Source organism: Sphaerospermopsis sp. FACHB-1194 (assembly GCF_014696235.1).
Taxonomy (GTDB): Bacteria; Cyanobacteriota; Cyanobacteriia; order Cyanobacteriales; family Nostocaceae; genus Sphaerospermopsis; species Sphaerospermopsis kisseleviana.
Genome location: NZ_JACJPU010000031.1, coordinates 15,479 through 34,358 on the forward strand (window position 1 = coordinate 15,479; position 18,880 = coordinate 34,358).

The following is an 18,880-nucleotide window of genomic DNA, read 5'->3' on the forward strand; positions in this document are numbered from 1 at the left end:
ATAGGAAGTTGTAATAAGAAAAATATTGTTAAGGTAATTTAGTGACTCCAACTGCTCAAACTACAGCAAGTGCGCGTCGTGCGGTCTTTCCGTTTACTGCTATTGTCGGCCAGGAAGAAATGAAACTGGCTCTGCTGTTAAATGTGATTGATCCTAAAATTGGTGGTGTGATGATCATGGGCGATCGCGGCACCGGCAAATCTACAACTATCCGTGCTTTGGCTGACCTGTTGCCAGAGATACCCGTAGTTGCCAATGACCCCTTCAACAGTGACCCCAATGACCCGGACTTGATGAGCGATGAAGTCCGTCAGTTAGCTGCACAAGGGGCTGAAATTCCCATAGCTCATAAAAAAGTGCAAATGGTAGATTTACCATTGGGTGCTACTGAAGACCGGGTTTGCGGTACTATCGACATTGAAAAGGCTTTGTCTGAAGGTGTGAAGGCTTTTGAACCGGGTCTTTTAGCTAAAGCAAACAGGGGTATTCTCTATGTGGATGAGGTGAACCTGTTAGATGACCATTTGGTGGATGTTCTTCTGGACTCTGCTGCTAGTGGTTGGAACACTGTGGAACGGGAAGGTATTTCTATCCGTCACCCTGCGCGGTTTGTGTTGGTGGGTTCGGGAAACCCGGAAGAAGGTGAACTGCGTCCCCAGTTGCTTGACCGTTTTGGAATGCACGCGGAAATTCACACGGTGAAAGAACCTGCTTTGCGGGTGCAAATTGTGGAACAACGGGGAGATTTTGATCGCAACCCTGTGGGATATTTGGAACAACACAAGGCGGATCAGGAAGCTTTACAGGAGAAGATTGTTAAAGCTCAGGAATTGTTACCCCAGGTGAATCTTGATTATGATCTGCGGGTGAAAATTTCTGAGGTTTGTTCAGAGTTAGATGTGGATGGTTTGCGGGGTGATATTGTTACTAACCGTGCTGCTAAAGCTTTAACTGCTTTTGAAGGACGCACAGAAGTTACTGTTGATGATATTCGTCGGGTAATTACTTTATGTCTGCGTCACCGTCTACGGAAAGATCCGTTAGAATCTATTGATTCTGGGTATAAAGTAGAAAAAGCTTTTGCTCGCGTTTTTGGTGTGCAACTTCCTGAAGATGCTACACAGAAAAACGGTACTGGTGTCAAAGCTGGTGTACGTTAGATAAGGTGACTGGGGACTGGTGACTGGGGACTGGGGACTGGGGACTGGGGACTGGTGACTGGTGACTGGGGACTGGTGACTGGTGACTGGTGACTGGGGACTGGTGACTGGGGACTGGGGACTGGTGACTGGTGACTGGGGACTGGGGACTGGGGACTGGTGACTGGTGACTGGGGACTGGGGACTGGTGACTGGTGACTGGTGACTGGTGACTGGGGACTGGGGACTGGTGACTGGTGACTGGTGACTGGTGACTGGTGACTGGTGACTGGTGACTGGGGACTGGTGACTGGTGACTGGTGACTGGTGACTGGTGACTGGGGACTGGTGACTGGTGACTGGTGACTGGTGACTGGTGACTGGTGACTGGGGACTGGTGACTGGGGACTGGTGACTGGTGACTGGGGACTGGTGACTGGGGACTGGGGACTGGGTAATCAGTTTGATATTTCCCTATAAACTAATTACCCATTATCAATTATCAATTATCAATTATCAATTATCAATTATCAATTATCAATTATCAATTATCAATTATCAATTATGAGATTGTGGAATTTTTGGGTTAATACTTTAATTTTATCTAGTCAATATAATCCACCGCGATTTATTGAATTGTTGATGTTGCTGCTGGCGATCGCCATGTTAATTATTTCCACAATTGTACCAGATACACCTTATTTGGTGCTGGGTTTAAGTTTTGTACTTGGGGCTTCAATTTCTATTTTGGTTCGGGAAACAATATCTATCAGGGAAAATGTTCACCCACCTCTTTACCAAAGATTAATTACCCAATTTACAGCTTGTCTTTTACTCAGTGTTAGTATTTATGGTTTTGTGGATTTAATTCGGTCTTTGTAAGGGTGATTGGTGATTGGTGATTGGTGATTGGGAAAAGGTCTTATTAATTAAGAATTACGAATTGCAAATTATATAATAAAAATTATGAAACTCAGTTTGTGCATGATTGTTAAAAATGAAGAAGCTGCTTTACCAAGGTGTTTGGAAAGTGTGCAAAATTTGGTGGATGAAATTGTAGTTTTAGATACGGGTTCAACTGATAAAACGCCGGAAATTGCTCAACAATTTGGTGCTAAATTACATTATTTTCAATGGTGTAATGATTTTAGTGCGGCGCGGAATGAGGCTTTAAAATATGTGACTGGTGACTGGGTTTTGGTGTTGGATGCTGATGAGGTTCTTGCACCAGAAATTGCACCACAAATTAGAGAAGCGATTAATACAGATGATTATATATTAATCAATTTGGTGCGTCAAGAAGTTGGTGCAACTCAATCACCTTATTCTTTGGTTTCTCGCTTATTTCGTAAACATCCAGAAATTAGATTTGAACGTCCTTATCATGCTTTGGTTGATGATAGTATTGCGGCGATTTTAAATAAAGAAACTTATTGGCAAGTTGGTTATTTACCACAGGTTGCTATTTTGCATACTGGATATCAAAAATCTGCTATTAATCAACAAAATAAATATGCTAAAGCTGCAACTGCTATGCTGGAATTTTTTGCAAATCATCCAGATGATGCTTATGTTTGCAGTAAGTTGGGGGCGTTGTATGTGGAAATGGGTAAAGTTAATGAGGGAATAGAGTTATTAAATCGGGGTTTAATTCAGATTGTTGGTAGTCGCAAAAAAACAGATAAAAAACCTTTTGCTTGGTTGAAAGATTCACCTTCTAATCAGGTGAGAAATCTGTGGGATCAAGATATTCAAGAAATAAATTATGATATTTTGTATGAGTTAAATTATCATTTGGGTATTGCTCATACACATTTGAAAAACTATTCTTTGGCGATTTCTTATTATCAAGCGGCGGTTAAATTACCTATTTATCCTTTGTTGAAATTGGGAGGATATAATAATTTGGGTAATTTGTTGAAAGCGATGGGAGATTTGCCAGGGGCGAAAAATGCTTATGAAACTGCTTTGAAAATTGATGATCGTTTTGTGATTGGGTATTATAATTTGGGGATGGTGTTTAAAGCAATGGGTTTGTTTGTTGAGGCGATTGATGCTTATAATCATGCGGTTTTTTTAAATCCTGATTATGCGGAAGCTTATCAAAATTTAGGGGTGGTGTTGTTGAGAGTGGGTGATGTGAAGAATAGTTTGGCAGCTTTTGAATATGCGATCGCTCTCCATGAAAAAGATAATCCGCAAGAGGCTAAAAGGTTGCGTCAGGGTTTACAGGAAATGGGATTTTTGAGGTGACAGGTGACAGGTGACAGGTGACAGGTGACAGGTGACAGTTTTTAGAGTTTGATTATTCAGGGGGTAGGGGTTTAGCTTTGCTAAACCCTTACAATATTTTTATGTTTTTAATGTTTCAATCCCTAATAGGGAGTAATGGAAATTGCAATTAGTTGGCAGTGTTGCCATATCTGGGCATAATCCCGTTTCAATCCCTAATAGGGAGTAATGGAAATTGCAATTCAGGAGTAACCCACTGGAGACAATGCCAAATACGTTTCAATCCCTAATAGGGAGTAATGGAAATTGCAATTGTTACGGAGTGGCAACCACAAAGCTCCGCCAATCTGTTTCAATCCCTAATAGGGAGTAATGGAAATTGCAATTTCAAAGTGCAACACCAGAAAACATCAAAGCACTAAGAGTTTCAATCCCTAATAGGGAGTAATGGAAATTGCAATCGCGCTCGGTGAATTTGCTGTATTCCGTCTTGCGGTTTCAATCCCTAATAGGGAGTAATGGAAATTGCAATTCTTGCTGAGTCCATCTTTTTCGGGGGCGCATTAAAATTCGTTTCAATCCCTAATAGGGAGTAATGGAAATTGCAATATCTACTACCATCATTTCCCCTGCCACAATCACCGTTTCAATCCCTAATAGGGAGTAATGGAAATTGCAATTCGCTTGTCCTGCTTGTTATTGGTCAAGGACTTGATGGAGTTTCAATCCCTAATAGGGAGTAATGGAAATTGCAATAGCGGGCGGCTGAAAGCCTATATATATGTAGTTTTCAAGGTTCAATTGCGCGAATGAGATAATAATAGTCGATTTCAGAAATTGTGTCAAGGGGTAAAATGGCTGAAACTCTTGCTGTGTAAAGTGCGCGGGTGGGTGAGTTGGATAAAAATCATGAAAGCCTTGTATAGAGATAATTTCAGCCATTTTTTGTTCACCTAAAATTTTTACACCCACCCATCCGCGCATCAAGCAAAGAAAACAGTGTGATCGCGGGGTTGCTCACCACCGATTCTTTCTATCTTACCGTGACAGCAAGCACAAAGGAAATAGAAACGGATGCTGTCAGTATCAGCCTTGATCAGCTTATGGAGACGCGATCGCAGTTTGGCATACTGAGTATCAGTCAATTCACATTCAAAAATACTATACTGTACCCATTGGCCATAAGACTTGAGGATATTGTGAATTTTAGTCCGCCGCTTATCCTCAGAAATATCGTAAGAAACAACAACATTCATAAATTAATAATTGAAAATTGATAATTGATAATGAATCAGTGATTGGTGATTGGGTAATAAACTATTTACTGTCACCTATCACCTGTCACCTGTCACCTGTCACCTAATAAACAAAGGTGGATACTTGTCAGTTGTTCCCATCAAATATTTAGCTAATAACCGAGCTTGTAATTCAAAAGATTCTCGATAAGTACATTTTTTACCCATTACTGGATGTTTAAAATCTGATTGTTTTTTCTTCTCATAATTAGTGAGAAAAATTTTCCTACCTTCAGCAGTAAGAGAAACAGCATTACTCAAGGGTTCACTAATAAAATCATCTGGCTTTAAAAGTTGTTTATTCAATAAAGTCAAAACCAAAGAATCAACCACCAAAGGTCTAAATTCCTCCATCAAATCCAAAGCTAAAGAAGGACGATTATAACGATCAAAATGGAGATATCCCAAATAAGGATCAAAACCCACAATATTTACAGCAGCTTGGATATCATGACGTAATAAAGAATATCCAAAACTCAACAAAGAATTTACCGGATCAGTAGGTGGACGACGGACACGCTTAGTAAATTCAAAATTAGGATTAAGAATTAGGCGATTAAAACAACCAAAATAAATCGCACTACCAGCACCCTCTAAACCACGCAAAGAATCAATATTTTCAGTTTTATCAATCGCTGCAATGACATTTTCTAAAGGAGTAATATCAGCAGACAAATCAAGATTATCAGATTCTCGTTGACGACGCACCAGAAGTTGACGATAATTTTTTAATTTTCCCCTCACAAAACCCTGCACAACATGAACTGATTGAGGTGTATTTCCCGCAGCTTGCCATTGAGCCTTTCTCACAAAAATATTACCAGACATTTGCGGTTGTAACTGTCCTAAATAATGACCTCTTTCATCAATAAAAGATAAAGGAATGTGACGATTCATCAACTCAGAAACCACCGCTGGTGAAACAGTAGAACGACCCAAAACCACTACACCATCTAACTTAATAAATGGTACATCTATGATAGTTTTCTTATCGAACTTAACATTAATTCTTTCATCAACCTTACCGATAAAAGAATCAGCTTGTGAAATGTAAAGAGTACCCATGATAAAATCCTCAAAATAAGTGACAGTTTTTAGGTGACAGGTGACAGGTGACAGGTGACAGGTGACAGGTGACAGTAAATAGTTGATTACTCAATCACCAATTCATTATCAATTGTCAATTGTCAATTATCAATTATCAATTAACTTGCTTCTTGATAACGTCCAACTTTATCAACAGCTTGGGGTAAACATCGAAAAAATAAACTACAACCATCACAGCGTTTTGTTTTTACAGGATTTGGCATTGCACCTGTAAACAACAAAATTTTTACAGCTTCAATTGTGGCAATAGTATTAGCTCGTAATTCTGGAGTAATTTCTACTAATTGACGTTGATGAGTTTGGGCATAATAGATATAACCAGAATTGATATTTTTCCCCGTCATTTCTTCCAAACACAAAGCCTGAGCGCACACTTGTAATTCATCATTATCCCATTCTCCTTTGCGTCCGCGTTTATATTCAATAGGGTAATATTCACCATTTTCAAATTCAATTAAATCAGATTTACCAATTAATTGATATTGATCAGATTTAAGATAAATAGCCCGTATTTGGTAAGTTTCATCTCTGTTTAATTCGCTCATTGTATGAACTCGTTCATGTAGACTTGTGCCTTCAATAGTGTATTGATTATCTGTAAATTCACCAGCACAATGAATCAACCAACAACGATGGGGACAGTAGGAATATTGATTTAATGAGGCAATGTTAACGTAATCTTCTGGAGAGGTGATAGAGGATAGCATATAGTATTCCCAATTTGATTTTCAAAACAATAAACAAACTAATTTGTAGGTTGGGTTGAGAAAACCCAACAAAATTTTTTCCTGTGATGATGTTGGGTTTCCTTGCGTCAACCCAACCTACTTTCTTCTGGCCATACCCATTCCCATAGTCGTTTTTCTCCCAATACCTGCATATAAAGCGCAGTCAGCTAAAGCATTAATTTGTTTAATTCTTGTTGCTTCCACATTACCCAGAATGCGATAACTAATGTCACCTAGACAACCAATAAATTTATTTTCATAGTTGCTAATAACTTCAGTTCTGATATTAAAAGCACTAGGATAAATTGATTCCAGGGGAATATTAGTTAATTCAATTCCACTATATTTATTCCACCTACTAAGCAAACTATTAAAAACAGATTCTTTGGTAGGTAAAACATTATCAAAACCACCTTGACGAAAGGCTACAGGTGTGGAAAAGATAAAATTAATGATCCTTTCTGTTTCACTTGCTGCTTCATACAATTGAGGATATGTACAAACATTAGCCCAAGGTTGGGTAGATTGGGGTGTACCTTGAATGCTGGTAATAAATAAATTAGCAGATCCTAAATGCCAAGGTTGTTCCGGGTTAAGATTCAACCATAAAGGTGTGAGTTGACTAAATAAATTGTCATCTAATAAAGAGATGCGCCACCAACAGGGAGTACCAGCAGGAATTGGTTTTTGATGATTATATTGTAGGATCAGGAATTGAGTTTTATTTCTGTTTTGGATTTGTAAAGGTGAGAGAGTAAAGGCTTTATCGGCGTTTGATTCGTGGAGATAGTTGCCTAATTTTCTATCAACAGAACTGACTAGATTCAGGAATAAGGCGTGATAGTGTCTACCGGAGAGGAAATTGGGGTAGATGGGGGATTGGGGGGTGATATTGAGGATGAGACTGTGGGGCATAATTATTAATGGTTAGTAATTTCTTAAAGCCCCCCTTAAAAAGGGGGGTTGGGGGGATCTGAAATTTTAAGCCTTAAATTTGTACTGCATTTGTTTGGGAAGTTTTACATTTTTGAGGTCATCAAAATAGTAATATTTTCCTCGCATTTGTACATTTTGACTCAGGCTAACTGGAGGCATATTTACCGCTAAATGAGTGCTTGAACTAGAATCCGCATTAGGGGGTCTAAGTCATCAGGAACACGATAACTATCAAGTCCTTGAATGAGATGTTTATTAATGCGATCTAGTTGAGCAAATTCCCAGATTTTGCCAGTGGTAACTGAACCAATAATGTGAGTTTGTTGTGGATTTTCTTGCCATTGATCTAGGGCGATTAATTCTGCAAAAAGTTGTGTCATACCATAATCTAAATCCTCTTTTTTAGCTTCAATTACTAAGAGGTTATGGCGATTTTTGATGAGATAATCAAAGTAACCTTGTAGTTGTTCACTGACTTTAATTTGATATTCAATTCTCACCTGTGATTTAGTATAGTGAACTAAGTCTAAAATGATGGGAGAAATTAATACTTCTCTGCGACTTGTTTCATTAGCTAAATCAAAGTATGGGAGAATTTCATCAAGTCTTTCTTGCAGTTCTGTTAATCGGTCTAGGTTTTGTTGATATTGGGGTAAATTCAAACGTTTTCTAGTAAATGTATAGCCAAATTCTTCAGCAAAATCTTGAGGGGAAATGTGCATCTCAAAATATTTGCTAAATGTATAAGACTGAGAGGGATCGAGAATGGTCATTATCTAATTTTCCTCAGTTTCAATCTTGTTATGGATATGAAATTAAGCAATCAAAACTTCATCATCTGGAAGTTGTAACTGTTTAAACTTCATGGCAATTGTTAAGATACCTGATAAACCTGTTAAAAATTGATATTCTCTTTCACCATCATTACAAACAATAGTTATAGGATAGGAAACTATTCCTTGTTTACGCAATTGAAAAATCACAGCAGCATTAGTTATGGGACAAATAATTACTCCTGGTAAGAGATATTTTGATAACATTTGTAATGCAGGTGTTGGTCTAATTGCATCTCCAATCTTGCGAACAACTTGACAATTAGAAAAAGCGGTTAATTTATTTATTTCCGTACTAGCAAACTCTCGTTTACTATCACGGTAACGCATTCTAAAACTGATGTTATAGATTTCTTTTGCACGACTTTGGATTTCTATAACTTCACCGTTTTGGAAAAATTCATAATACCTCAATAAGTGAAAAGGATCTAATTGTGTTTCTTCAGATTCATCTAAAATAAATCCATGCGGATCTCGAATCGGAAGAGTGTCAAATAAACTGTAGCGGAAACTAAATAAAGGTGCATAGCTGGTACTGAAGATTTCAGCAAATTCTTTTAAATCAGCCAGTATATCATCTCGCTTTCTAAACTCCTCCTCATATTTTTCTATCATTGTCAATCCAGCTTGTAAATCATTCCATTCTTCAGGTGATGTTATCTCGATAAATCTTTTAATAAAAGCTTGACGACCTTTAATTCTTATCCAATCTTTTTTAATTTCTTGGATAGTTTTTTCAGCAATAGCTTCTGCACCTCGCAAAATTTTCATTCTGTAGCGGCATTTTTCCCAAGTCCGTTTACTTTCAAAAATTAGTCTTAATGTATCAAACAGTTGGGGAATTAATTCAGCACCAGGTATTTTATCAAGTAATTCTTCCAATTCTAATAAAGGACGTGCTATTTCTAGTGATGCTTCTGAATGCCAATAAACTTTGAGGAAAGGTTTATCTAAACAAGGAAGTTTATCTAACATCTCTTTGAGTGCTGCACGTCCACCAGTAGTATCAAGAGAAGTTATATCTTGTTCCCACGCTTCAGCAGGTAAGTAAGCAATAGCTTCTGAATCAATGTTAGTTTCAGATTTACCTAAAACACGGCCTACTCTACCTATTCTCTGCCAAAATGCCGAGCGATCGCGTGCTGAAAAAATCAACCAATCTAAATTTTGTCTTGTTGGTTCAGGATTTCTTTCAAAATTAAATCCTACATCTACAGTGCTAGTTGCTAAAATGATTTGACGTTGCATAGCACTATGTCTATCTTTTTTCGGTGCGGGTCCTGTGATACGTCCAATATGTTCACTAAGTCCTTGCTGTTTTAGTAAATCTGAGAGACGATTAATATTATCCAGAGAATCAAGAATTACTGCACCATTTTCATTTGGTTTTTCTTGAAAACGTTTAACAACTTCTGCTGCTAATTCTGTTAACCATTCTTCTTTATTGTCTGGTTTAGGTCGTAATTCTAAATTAACTGCTGTTTGTGACGGTAAAAGCTGACCATTATTTGCTTCTCCGTCAATTTTTGCTATCCTTACACCTGCATTTTGTAAATTTTCTAATGCTAATTCACAAGCTGGTTCAGGTGTTGCTGTCAATAATACTACTTTCCGTCCATACTGGAAAAATTTAAAAACGTGAGAATAAGCAAGATAAAATAACATCCCTACTAGCTGTTTAGCATCATAAAGATGAAATTCATCAAAGATAACTGTGGAGAATTTAGTGTAAAAACCACTAGCAATATTACCTTTATCTAACCTGTTGTATGCAAAGAAAGTTGCATAGTAAAAAATATCAGGGTTAGTTACTAGCAGAATCGGTGTATTAGCACCGACATCACTAAAAACAGTCGCCGGATTTCGCAAAACATTATATAGTTTTTCTCCTGGACGATTGCCAACTTTATCACTAGGCCAGCTTTTAATGTCTTTAGCTGAAGCTGATTTAACTACATGAGGTAAATTGGCATCTTTAAGAAATTTTTGTGCTGCTTCTGTTTGTTGTTCAATTAAAGCATTAGTTGGAGCTATATAAACAGCACTTTGGTTTCTTTGATGTAATAAAACTGTTAACCCAGCTTTAGTTTTACCTGTACCAGTGGGTGCTAAATCAAGGATAATATCAGCATCTTTTGATTTTTCAAATACATCAATTTGATGTTGTAGTGGTTTACTACCCATGAAAGATAATTCATCTGGAGATGCACAAGCTGAAATACTCCGATCTTCTAACCTGATCACTAATTTTTGATTACTCATTTCTGTTTTCTCTACCACAATAATGTAAACCTGCGGGTACAATCATTTCGCCAATTTGCCAAGCTGCACCACGGAAGTGGAGATTTTTTAATATCGGTGCAGGAGGTATAGAAATCAAATCAAAAGCAAATACTTCTATTTGTGTTGGTAAATCTGCCACATTTAGATAAAATTGACTTTTATATTCGCCTTCTGGGAGTAAAGTTATAGGAAATTCTTTTAAAACTTTTACCTTTACTTTACTAGCAAATTTTCCCACACGAATATAATCTGGTAATTGTTGATTTCCAAATACTAATGTTTGGAATTTATTACCCCTTTCAATCATGCGTAATCTTCCCGTTTGAGGAAAATTACTTGCTTTAAATGAATTGGGTTTTCCCTTGCTTTGAAGTTGTAATTGACGTTGCAATGGTAAATCTTCTCTGGCAGTTGCTACACGGTTATTAGTCATGGTATACCAATAAGCATCAGAAAGAGCGTTAAATCTTTCAAATCTAAATGTAATTCTGCCTATTGGTGAAGCTGGTAAAATGTAGCAAGATGACGCTATTGCTTGGAAATCTTCTTTGTAGGTTGGTCGTCCTGTAGCCTGACCTTGGAGACGATAGGGGGAATTTACCCAACCTAAAGCATAGGTTAAAGCATAATTCCCAAGTAACCCCTCAGTGTAATAGGTATCAGACAACTCCCTAGAGGCAAAAAAGACTGGTTCAAGACAGTTTAATTCAATAAGTTTTGCCTGTGAAAAAGGAATTGTTGACATAATTTAACCCTCTACTTCAACTGGAGTATTTTTGTTTTTAGCTTTACCTTTGCCTTTGTTTTTTTCAGGTGCAACTTGACGGAAAGGTTCATAGGATTGACTTAAACGTTTGAGAAAAGTATCACGTTCTGCTTCTGACCAATGGGTTTCTACATCAGTAATTAAATTTGTTAATTCTTCATCTGATAGTTGCACAGAAACCCCTCTTCTATTTTGCCAGTTGGTAATTACTTGTTTCGTTGCTGCAATGACTCGATGAATATTTAAAGGATGTTCTAAAGGTTCACCTAACGTATCATAGGTAGCTTGTACAAGTTCCAAAGAACTAGGCAATTCTGTAATACTGCCAAAAACACCTAATATTTGATTTTCCATCCTTCCTACACGACTAGAAACAGCACCATAACGACTGGTAAAAAGAATATTTCCAACAATGTACCGCAGTTCATCAGCAGTTACATCTTTGAGGGTGACAACATCTAAAAAATGAACTCCTGGTTTGATGTATTCGCTGGTATTTAAAGCGGTGGAAGGATTGCCTTTTTCATCTCGCATTGTGCCGTTTTCATAGATGGCGTTAATAGTGCGATCGCCTACCACATCAGTAGCAGATAATATACTAAAAGCATCTTCAGTCCAAATACGGCTTTTTTGTGCGCCACCTCCACCAGCAGCAAAACCATAAAGGAAACAATCTACACACATTTCACAAGGTGCATTAGTATTTAAAGAACAAAGAGAACCATCTTTGCTGTATAAAAGTTCATGCGCCCTTAAATGTTCTCTTCCATAACGTCTTTCTGGTGCTACTTGTTTACGTTTAGTCATCACCAACCGTTGAATAATATTATCATTATTCACACCAGCTTGAACAAACTCATTACACATTGATTCACCAGAACCTTCTGTGCGAAAAATGGTTTCTGAGTGAGTAGTTCTGAGAACAATTAAAGTAATAAACCGACCTTTGGGGAAATTTTCATAGGTGGTTGCAAGAACAGGGGAAAGTTTTTGAATTGACATGATAAACTCCTAGTTAGTTAATGGTTCATTAAACATTTGTATTTGTGTCATCAGAATCATTTTCTGATTTACTTTTTAGCTTTGTACGTGCTTCTTCTAAGAAAAATAAATAAGCAGCTTCTAAAGTCTTTTGATCAGATAACAACTTTTCTGGACGTGCAGAGTAAACCTCCTCATATAGCTTGCGTAATATCTCATAATATTGCTTAACTTGTTCAAGTTTTTTCAATCCTACATTATATTCACTAATCCTATCTAAACGAGTATGATATTGCTGAACTAAAGCTGCAAACATTACCTCCAAATCCAAATAAGGTTTTTGATTTTTTACAGCAGTAATAAAAGCTGTGAAAGGTTCTGATTGAGCAGTTCTTTTAAATGAACTTCCCCAAATTCTGCCTTCTGCTGCAATTTGAGCAGCTTCTTTCAAATACTTAGTCAAAAGTGAATTATCATTAGGCATAAGGCTCTCCAGTAATGTATTTAAAGGCTGACAAATTCGACTCCAAATAACACTCAAATTTGGTTCATCTTGTTCTCGTAAAATCCGACGTAATAAAACAAAGTAAAGTTCAATTGGTCTATCACAAGTACGAGCCAAATCATACAAACAATCATCAGATTTTTGAATACTAGCAACAGATATTGCTAATTCTCCAAGACAACGTAATCTTTCAAGAATTTTTTCTGCATCCTGACTTTGATCATATTGCCCATTTCCTAGTAATGGTTGCAGTGCAGAGGGAATACCTTCAACTCTGCCATATACATCATCAAATAAATCTACCTCCATATTGCTGCTTAAAGTAAAAGAAAAACCAATATCTAAAGATAAAGATATTTCTAATCCTAATCTCAGTGATTTTAGCAAAGCTAAAGAAACATTAACATCTCCCCAAACTAGAGGAATAATCACAGATGTATGAACAAAATCTGGTCGTTTAGGTAATGCTGCACCAACTACCTTATTAGCTTTAAATTCAAGTTTGTTATCTCGATAAAGTTGTAATTGATCAACAGTAATAGTACCACCTTCAGTATTTGTTGCTGCCAGTTGTTTTAACAGTTCACGCCAAATTCTCAAAAGTTCAGGAGCAGAACCTTTAGGTAATGCTAAATGTAAATAAAGAGGTTCTTGTTTGCTAACTTTAGGAAAATTAGCACCCACTGTCATTAGTTGATAAGCTAAAGCAGCAATAGAATCTGCTTGTCTTTTTGGTTCAGCACTAATACCACCTGGTAAACGATTAGAAAAAGCCTGTACTTTTGTTCCAGGAGGCATATTTGCGGAAATTAATTCATCTATTTCACTGGATGTAGCACCTAAAGAACATCTTTGTCTAGGATTAGCTTCTACATAAGCATCTAATTCATTAATTCCCATTAGCTGATTAGCAAAAGGTAAATTTACCATTCTGTTAACTGCTAAAATCATTTCTTCAGATACTTGTATTTCTTCAGAAGTTTCTGTACTGTTATTTCTTAATTTAAAAGACTCTTTGAGAGCTTCGTTAATACCTTCAATGCCATTAATAGCGGCTTTTGCTGCAAATAAAGGTCGTCCATACTGACCATTAAATGGTTCAAGCGCAAGACGTTGATGTTCAGAAATTCCAGTATGATGAGCGATTTTATCCCAAACTTCTTTAGGATTTAAACCAGCTTCTCTATAACTCAAATAAGCTGCTTTTAAACCTTCAGATATAGCAAATTCTTCTGCACTACTTACAGGTAATAATCCCAGTTCAGCCGCTTTTTTTAGTGCTTTCTCACCAGCATTATCACCCCATTTACTTACATCTTTAGCAATCTTATCTGATTTATAACCAGCTTTTTTCTTTTCTAAAAGAGCCTGAATATTAACCAAAACTTCATCAACATTTTGTTGAATAGCCTGATGAGTAACTTTGATACCATCTTTAGTAGGTCTGACAAGTTTCTCAATATTATTACCAAAAACTTGATCAATTTTATTTTGCCAAACAGCAGCGATTTCGTTTGTTAAATCTACATTTGGTAAATTTGCCCCTTCAAACAGTTCGCTATCTGGAAAAATTGCGATGGGATGAAAGCCATACTTTTGTAAAACTTCTTCACAAGCACCCAGTAACAGAGATGTAATATAACCTTTATCTTCTGATAAACGCACTCTGAAAAAATTACATTTTCTGCCGAAAGCAACGGTTAATTCTGTTTCTATTTTGCGAAATCTTAGCGCATCTGGAATACCTAAATCAAACAAATCAGCCGCAACTAACATTGCCGCCCAACGTTCAATATTTGGGTCTTCTGGTAAAAATCTAGCACCATCACTGGCACTGTGACCTGAATGGCGTTCAATCAGTTTTCTGACTAATTCTAAATCATCTTCTGTGTTTACAAAGCTAAGAACACAAGCCTTTTCAAGCTGTTCTTTTAGAAAGTCTTGATCCCTAGCTAAAGTTTTAACATTTCGTCCTTTAGAACCTTCTAATTTATTGAGGTCATGAACAGCAGTTGCAGCTAATAATAAAGGTCGTTTATCTTCTGCTACTTCTGCTATGCGGCTAACTGTCAAAATAAACTGACAAGCAGAGTCTAAATGTTCTGCAAGAGTTGTACCCTTTCTCACACCAGTTTGATCATGATGTGCATGATTTTCATAAAGCTGGGGGCGAATTTCACTAAAGTAACGTTCCTCCAAGGATATGGGAGGACGATTTAAAAGCCGACCACGTTTAATCATATTAAAAGATGGAAATTGTAATATAATTTCAAAATCTATTTTCAGGAGGTCTAATTCTGACCCTATCTAATTCAGCAGTGACAATTGCACCAGACAATAATTCATTTCCGTAAAGCTGGATAACTCGTAAACAAACTATTGATTGTTCTTTAGTTGAGAGATTAACTAAACGCAAAATACCACAGTGAGGATTTCCCCGCAAAATTGCTAACTCTCCAAAATCTTTATCCAGTGTAACTAAAATCCTACCTTCACGATAAGCAGTTGCTAAAATTTCCTCATCACCTGGATCTTTTGGCCAGTCTCCAGACCAAATCACATCATATCCTTCTGTTTGTAAGTTGGTAAGCACCCTAGCATTAATACAAGTATCTAGTAATATTTTCATCTTGGGGTTTCTATCAATAAAGGTTCAACTCTTTCATGTCCAACTAATCTCCGTGCATAAACTAAACAGGCTTGCACATCTTCCCGTTCTAACCAGGGATATGCTTCTAGCAAAGTTTCAATGGTATCTCCTGCTGCTAACATTCCTAAAATATGTTCAACAGCTAGACGACGACCACGAATTATGGGTTTACCGCCAAAGATTTGGGGGTTAAATGTGATTCTTTCTAGTAATGTTTGTTCGTTCATTGTTTACCTATTTAGCGAAAAATGCTTTATTTGGATCAATGGAAATTCTGGACAGCAAATTATCATCGGTCATAGTTTTTGACCTCACTAGCTACTATTTTTAGAAAATGGGAGTAGGAGAAACTACCCCCAGTATGTCAGAAATTCTTTTTAAGTGTTGCCTATGGCGAGCGAAGCGATCGCTTTTGACTCTTTTACTAATCTATACTCATACTTTTGACCGTGAGTACGTCTTTTTTCAAATTGATAACCTTGTTTCTTGAGAACGTGCATAGTTGCAGAAAACCGGTGGCTAATTTTTTCGACTAGCTCCTCTGTAGAATACCAAGAAGCATCTGACATAAGCTGAAGCATACGATCAGGCAGATTTTCTTTCATAAGAAATCATGTCAATAGGTTTGCGCCGAAGAAGCCATATCAGTGTTAACCTATGAGATACCACTCAACACAGGTGAACTGGAATGACTTTCTTTCAGTTCTCCTAATCATAGCATTTATTTTTAGGTCTATAGGAGAGATGTGAAGGCAAAATAAAAAATTTTCCATTAGCTTTGCCCAAGATGTATACTAGAGAAGCCTTGAAACTAAAACCTAATCCCTATCAGGGATTGAAATTATAGAAGAGATGTGATCAAGGCTTTAATACACTCATTAATCCCTATGAGGGCTTGTATGCCAGAGCTAGACTCTGGCTTTTTTTGTATCTGCATAGATAGTAACCTTGTATTTTTCCTCATTTCATTTATCTATCCCCCTTGTATACAGATACAATAACTGTAAATCAGCAATATGTCAATAATGTAGTTACACTTTTTAGATGAATAGGAAAAAAGAAACAATTACACTGTCAATTCCGGCTGGAACAAAGGAACAACTAGAAGAAATCGCCCGCAAATTGCGGATCTTCTGGGGAAAATCTCCTAGTATCTCTGGTTTACTTGTAGCGATCGCCCAAAAAGAGTTTGAGGTCGGTGAACCTTTCACCCTCAACTCCACACAAGTAACCGCACTCCAGCAAGCTATAGGAATACTCAAGGATTCCGGTTTTATTGAACAAGCGCAAACTGTCTCTAGTTTGTTACTTGAACGCGGACAACTTGAACAACCGATGCGTCAATTATTACTTCAGCAAGTTAGCCAACCGACGGAAGCATGGCGCATACTTGCAGATCAATTTCGCCAAAGTCAACAACCATTTCACTTACTCTATACCAATTCTCAAGGACAGGATGTATCATTTACAGTGCGTTATGCGGAAATTGCTTTTGAGGAAAAGCGTTTTTTCTTAAATATTTGGTGTGATGAAACTGAAGATATTGTCAAACCTGACTTTCCAGAACTTATACACAACCGTTGTTTACGTCTGGATAGAATCAAAGGTGTTGTCCCAGTGAACGGACAATGGCGGCATGAAGGGCTAGATACCCTAAAAATACACTTACACTTTTATGGGGGAATGGTGAAAGCTTATGAAGCAAAACCCAATGACATCAGTAACGAAGTTGTAGGAGAAGTGCGTCAAGTGGTAAGAAAAGTGTCAAACCCTTTTTGGTTGGTGCGGGAAGTGTTGCGTTATGGGGAAAATTGCGAAATAGTCTCACCGGAAAACGTGCGATCGCTCATCAAGAAAAAACTGATAGAACAATGTCAAAAATATGACATTTTATAGGTGACAGGGAACAGGTGACAGGGAACAGGTGACAGGTGACAGTTAAGAAAAGAGGTGGGGACATTGGTATCAACTTAACATAAAACCTCTATCGCGCAAGGAACTCAAGTTCCTTGCTAATAGAGAAAGTCATCTAAAGATGACTAAACACTAGGAAAATTGATTAGTCCGTTTTAACGGACTTGAGCTATGAGACAGAGAATTTATTCTCTGGCGGGTGTGGAAGCTAACAGATAAACCCCTACTAAAAAACTACTTTCTGTCACCTGTCACCTATTCACCGTCACCTATTAGATCCGAGAACGCACAAACTTCTCTAACCTATCCATCCCCTTTTCTATAGTTGCCATATCCGTAGCGTAGGAAAGGCGGATGTTATCATCAGCACCAAAAGCCACACCGGGAATAACAGCAACTTGCAATTCTTCTAACAAAGCGTTGCAAAAATCCAAAGACTTCAAACCGGTTTTGCTGATATCTGGGAATAGGTAAAAAGCACCATCGGGTTTAGGACAACTTAACCCAGGAATAGCGTTAAGTCTGTCATACATCACCTGACGACGTTTAGCAAACGCTTGACGCATTTCCTCTACACATTCTTGGGAACTTTCCAAAGCAGCGATCGCCCCATATTGAGCAAAGGTACACACATTAGATGTACTATGTCCTTGAATGGTACTCGCTGCTTTAATAATTTCCAATGGTCCGGCTAAATAACCTAGACGCCATCCTGTCATAGAATAACCCTTAGCAAAACCATTACTGATCAAAGTCCGGGCAAAAATATCCGCACCTAAAGAACCAATACTGATATGCTCTGTACCATCATAGAGGATCTTTTCGTATATCTCGTCAGAAACAACTAAAATATCAGCATCAACAATTACCTTAGCTAAAGCCTTAATTTCCTCTGGTGTGTACACCATCCCTGTGGGGTTAGAAGGGGAGTTAAGGACAAATAACTTAGTTTTTGGGGTAATCGCTTTTTTTAGCTGTTCTGGGGTGATTTTGTAGCCATTGGAAGCATCTGTATTGACAATTACCGACTTCCCACCAGCTAACGTTACCATTTCGGGATAACTTAACCAATAGGGTGCAGGGATAATCACCTCATCACCCGGATCAATTAATGCCACAATCAAATTGTAGAGAGAATGCTTACCGCCATTGGTAACTAACACATTCTCTGATTTATAATCAAGACCATTATCGCTTTTTAGCTTGTTGGCGATCGCTTCCCTTAACTTGGGTTCACCAGCAGCAGGACCATACTTAGTTTTTCCTTCCTCCAAAGCTTTAGCTGCGGCTGCTTTGATATGGGCTGGAGTGTCAAAATCTGGTTCTCCCGCGCTAAAACTACAAACATCAATACCCTCAGCTTTCATGGCCTTAGCTTTAGCTGCGATCGCTAAGGTGATCGAGGGTGTCACCTGACTTACTCTTGCTGCCAGTTTCATTCTACTTCTTTAAGCCAATCTCTATCATTTATCAGGATATCTCAGATTATTGGTTATTAGTCATTAGTCATT

Annotated in this window: 17 protein-coding genes, 1 pseudogene and 1 CRISPR repeat array; of the genes and pseudogenes, 4 read left to right on the forward strand and 14 right to left on the reverse strand. The window is 37.6% G+C overall.

Features of this window, described 5'->3' with window-relative positions:
* Positions 1–41 precede the first annotated feature (41 nt).
* The 3 genes from bchI (at position 42) to H6F45_RS17235 (ending at position 3,392) form a co-directional block, all read left to right on the forward strand.
* A complete protein-coding gene (bchI, locus tag H6F45_RS17225) occupies positions 42–1,160 on the forward strand; it encodes a magnesium chelatase ATPase subunit I (protein ID WP_190347910.1) in 1,119 nt (372 codons plus the stop codon).
* 543 nt (positions 1,161–1,703) lie between these two features.
* Positions 1,704–2,021, forward strand: a complete 318-nt coding sequence (locus H6F45_RS17230; protein WP_096572097.1) for a hypothetical protein — start codon at positions 1,704–1,706, stop codon at positions 2,019–2,021.
* 84 nt (positions 2,022–2,105) lie between these two features.
* Complete coding sequence (locus tag H6F45_RS17235) at positions 2,106–3,392, forward strand: glycosyltransferase (protein ID WP_137666904.1); 1,287 nt, start codon at positions 2,106–2,108, stop codon at positions 3,390–3,392.
* Between the two features lie 112 nt (positions 3,393–3,504).
* A CRISPR array of direct repeats spans positions 3,505–4,127; the repeat unit is 37 nt; unit sequence GTTTCAATCCCTAATAGGGAGTAATGGAAATTGCAAT.
* A 227-nt stretch (positions 4,128–4,354) separates the two neighbouring features.
* Here H6F45_RS17235 and cas2 read toward each other — a convergent pair.
* From cas2 to H6F45_RS17295, 13 genes and pseudogenes are all read right to left on the reverse strand, one after another.
* Positions 4,355–4,627: a CRISPR-associated endonuclease Cas2 gene (gene cas2, locus H6F45_RS17240; protein ID WP_096572095.1), complete on the reverse strand. Its 273-nt coding sequence runs from the start codon at positions 4,625–4,627 to the stop codon at positions 4,355–4,357.
* 99 nt (positions 4,628–4,726) lie between these two features.
* Positions 4,727–5,731: a type I-D CRISPR-associated endonuclease Cas1d gene (gene cas1d, locus H6F45_RS17245; protein WP_190347912.1), complete on the reverse strand. Its 1,005-nt coding sequence runs from the start codon at positions 5,729–5,731 to the stop codon at positions 4,727–4,729.
* A 140-nt stretch (positions 5,732–5,871) separates the two neighbouring features.
* Positions 5,872–6,480: a CRISPR-associated protein Cas4 gene (gene cas4, locus H6F45_RS17250; protein ID WP_190347913.1), complete on the reverse strand. Its 609-nt coding sequence runs from the start codon at positions 6,478–6,480 to the stop codon at positions 5,872–5,874.
* A gap of 117 nt (positions 6,481–6,597) precedes the next feature.
* A complete protein-coding gene (cas6, locus tag H6F45_RS17255; RefSeq protein WP_190347914.1) occupies positions 6,598–7,416 on the reverse strand; it encodes a CRISPR-associated endoribonuclease Cas6 in 819 nt (272 codons plus the stop codon).
* A 66-nt stretch (positions 7,417–7,482) separates the two neighbouring features.
* A pseudogene (locus H6F45_RS26625) lies at positions 7,483–7,602 on the reverse strand (type I-D CRISPR-associated protein Cas5/Csc1); the annotation flags it as partial.
* Positions 7,603–7,604: 2 nt separating this feature from the next.
* Positions 7,605–8,210, reverse strand: coding sequence for a type I restriction enzyme HsdR N-terminal domain-containing protein (locus tag H6F45_RS17260; RefSeq protein ID WP_190347915.1), 606 nt, complete (start codon positions 8,208–8,210; stop codon positions 7,605–7,607).
* Positions 8,211–8,252: 42 nt separating this feature from the next.
* Positions 8,253–10,532 (reverse strand): type I-D CRISPR-associated helicase Cas3', encoded by a 2,280-nt coding sequence (gene cas3 / locus H6F45_RS17265; protein WP_190347916.1) that lies wholly within the window; start codon positions 10,530–10,532, stop codon positions 8,253–8,255.
* Positions 10,525–11,298 carry a type I-D CRISPR-associated protein Cas5/Csc1 gene (gene cas5d / locus H6F45_RS17270; RefSeq protein WP_190347917.1) on the reverse strand — a complete coding sequence of 258 codons (774 nt, stop codon included), beginning with the start codon at positions 11,296–11,298 and terminating at the stop codon, positions 10,525–10,527. Before cas5d ends, cas3 begins: the two co-directional genes overlap by 8 nt.
* A 3-nt stretch (positions 11,299–11,301) precedes the next feature.
* The gene (gene cas7d, locus H6F45_RS17275; RefSeq protein WP_190347918.1) at positions 11,302–12,321 is read right to left on the reverse strand and encodes a type I-D CRISPR-associated protein Cas7/Csc2; all 1,020 of its coding nucleotides are present in this window, start codon (positions 12,319–12,321) and stop codon (positions 11,302–11,304) included.
* A 28-nt stretch (positions 12,322–12,349) separates the two neighbouring features.
* Positions 12,350–15,046 (reverse strand): CRISPR-associated protein Csc3, encoded by a 2,697-nt coding sequence (locus tag H6F45_RS17280; RefSeq protein WP_190347919.1) that lies wholly within the window; start codon positions 15,044–15,046, stop codon positions 12,350–12,352.
* A 28-nt stretch (positions 15,047–15,074) separates the two neighbouring features.
* Positions 15,075–15,434, reverse strand: a complete 360-nt coding sequence (locus H6F45_RS17285) for a DUF5615 family PIN-like protein (RefSeq protein WP_190347920.1) — start codon at positions 15,432–15,434, stop codon at positions 15,075–15,077.
* Positions 15,431–15,682 carry a DUF433 domain-containing protein gene (locus H6F45_RS17290; RefSeq protein WP_190347921.1) on the reverse strand — a complete coding sequence of 84 codons (252 nt, stop codon included), beginning with the start codon at positions 15,680–15,682 and terminating at the stop codon, positions 15,431–15,433. Before H6F45_RS17290 ends, H6F45_RS17285 begins: the two co-directional genes overlap by 4 nt.
* A 150-nt stretch (positions 15,683–15,832) precedes the next feature.
* Positions 15,833–16,036: a hypothetical protein gene (locus H6F45_RS17295; protein ID WP_236104022.1), complete on the reverse strand. Its 204-nt coding sequence runs from the start codon at positions 16,034–16,036 to the stop codon at positions 15,833–15,835.
* 463 nt (positions 16,037–16,499) lie between these two features.
* Here H6F45_RS17295 and H6F45_RS17300 point away from each other — a divergent pair, with 463 nt between their 5' ends.
* Positions 16,500–17,351, forward strand: a complete 852-nt coding sequence (locus tag H6F45_RS17300) for a WYL domain-containing protein (RefSeq protein ID WP_190347922.1) — start codon at positions 16,500–16,502, stop codon at positions 17,349–17,351.
* 290 nt (positions 17,352–17,641) lie between these two features.
* On the opposite strand, the gene H6F45_RS17305 is transcribed toward H6F45_RS17300, so the two are convergent.
* Positions 17,642–18,808, reverse strand: coding sequence for a pyridoxal phosphate-dependent aminotransferase (locus H6F45_RS17305; RefSeq protein ID WP_190347923.1), 1,167 nt, complete (start codon positions 18,806–18,808; stop codon positions 17,642–17,644).
* Between the last annotated feature and the right edge of the window lie 72 nt (positions 18,809–18,880).

Coding starts and splice junctions, on each gene's coding strand:
- H6F45_RS17290 (WP_190347921.1), bottom strand. CDS start 15,682: ATGAACGAACAAACATTACTAGAAAGAATCACATTTAACCCCCAAATC.
- cas2 (WP_096572095.1), bottom strand. CDS start 4,627: ATGAATGTTGTTGTTTCTTACGATATTTCTGAGGATAAGCGGCGGACT.
- H6F45_RS17295 (WP_236104022.1), bottom strand. CDS start 16,036: ATGCTTCAGCTTATGTCAGATGCTTCTTGGTATTCTACAGAGGAGCTA.
- H6F45_RS17285 (WP_190347920.1), bottom strand. CDS start 15,434: ATGAAAATATTACTAGATACTTGTATTAATGCTAGGGTGCTTACCAAC.
- cas5d (WP_190347917.1), bottom strand. CDS start 11,298: ATGTCAACAATTCCTTTTTCACAGGCAAAACTTATTGAATTAAACTGT.
- H6F45_RS17235 (WP_137666904.1), top strand. CDS start 2,106: ATGAAACTCAGTTTGTGCATGATTGTTAAAAATGAAGAAGCTGCTTTA.
- H6F45_RS17300 (WP_190347922.1), top strand. CDS start 16,500: ATGAATAGGAAAAAAGAAACAATTACACTGTCAATTCCGGCTGGAACA.
- cas6 (WP_190347914.1), bottom strand. CDS start 7,416: ATGCCCCACAGTCTCATCCTCAATATCACCCCCCAATCCCCCATCTAC.
- H6F45_RS17230 (WP_096572097.1), top strand. CDS start 1,704: ATGAGATTGTGGAATTTTTGGGTTAATACTTTAATTTTATCTAGTCAA.
- cas7d (WP_190347918.1), bottom strand. CDS start 12,321: ATGTCAATTCAAAAACTTTCCCCTGTTCTTGCAACCACCTATGAAAAT.
- H6F45_RS17305 (WP_190347923.1), bottom strand. CDS start 18,808: ATGAAACTGGCAGCAAGAGTAAGTCAGGTGACACCCTCGATCACCTTA.
- cas1d (WP_190347912.1), bottom strand. CDS start 5,731: ATGGGTACTCTTTACATTTCACAAGCTGATTCTTTTATCGGTAAGGTT.
- H6F45_RS17260 (WP_190347915.1), bottom strand. CDS start 8,210: ATGACCATTCTCGATCCCTCTCAGTCTTATACATTTAGCAAATATTTT.
- cas3 (WP_190347916.1), bottom strand. CDS start 10,532: ATGAGTAATCAAAAATTAGTGATCAGGTTAGAAGATCGGAGTATTTCA.
- cas4 (WP_190347913.1), bottom strand. CDS start 6,480: ATGCTATCCTCTATCACCTCTCCAGAAGATTACGTTAACATTGCCTCA.
- H6F45_RS17280 (WP_190347919.1), bottom strand. CDS start 15,046: ATGATTAAACGTGGTCGGCTTTTAAATCGTCCTCCCATATCCTTGGAG.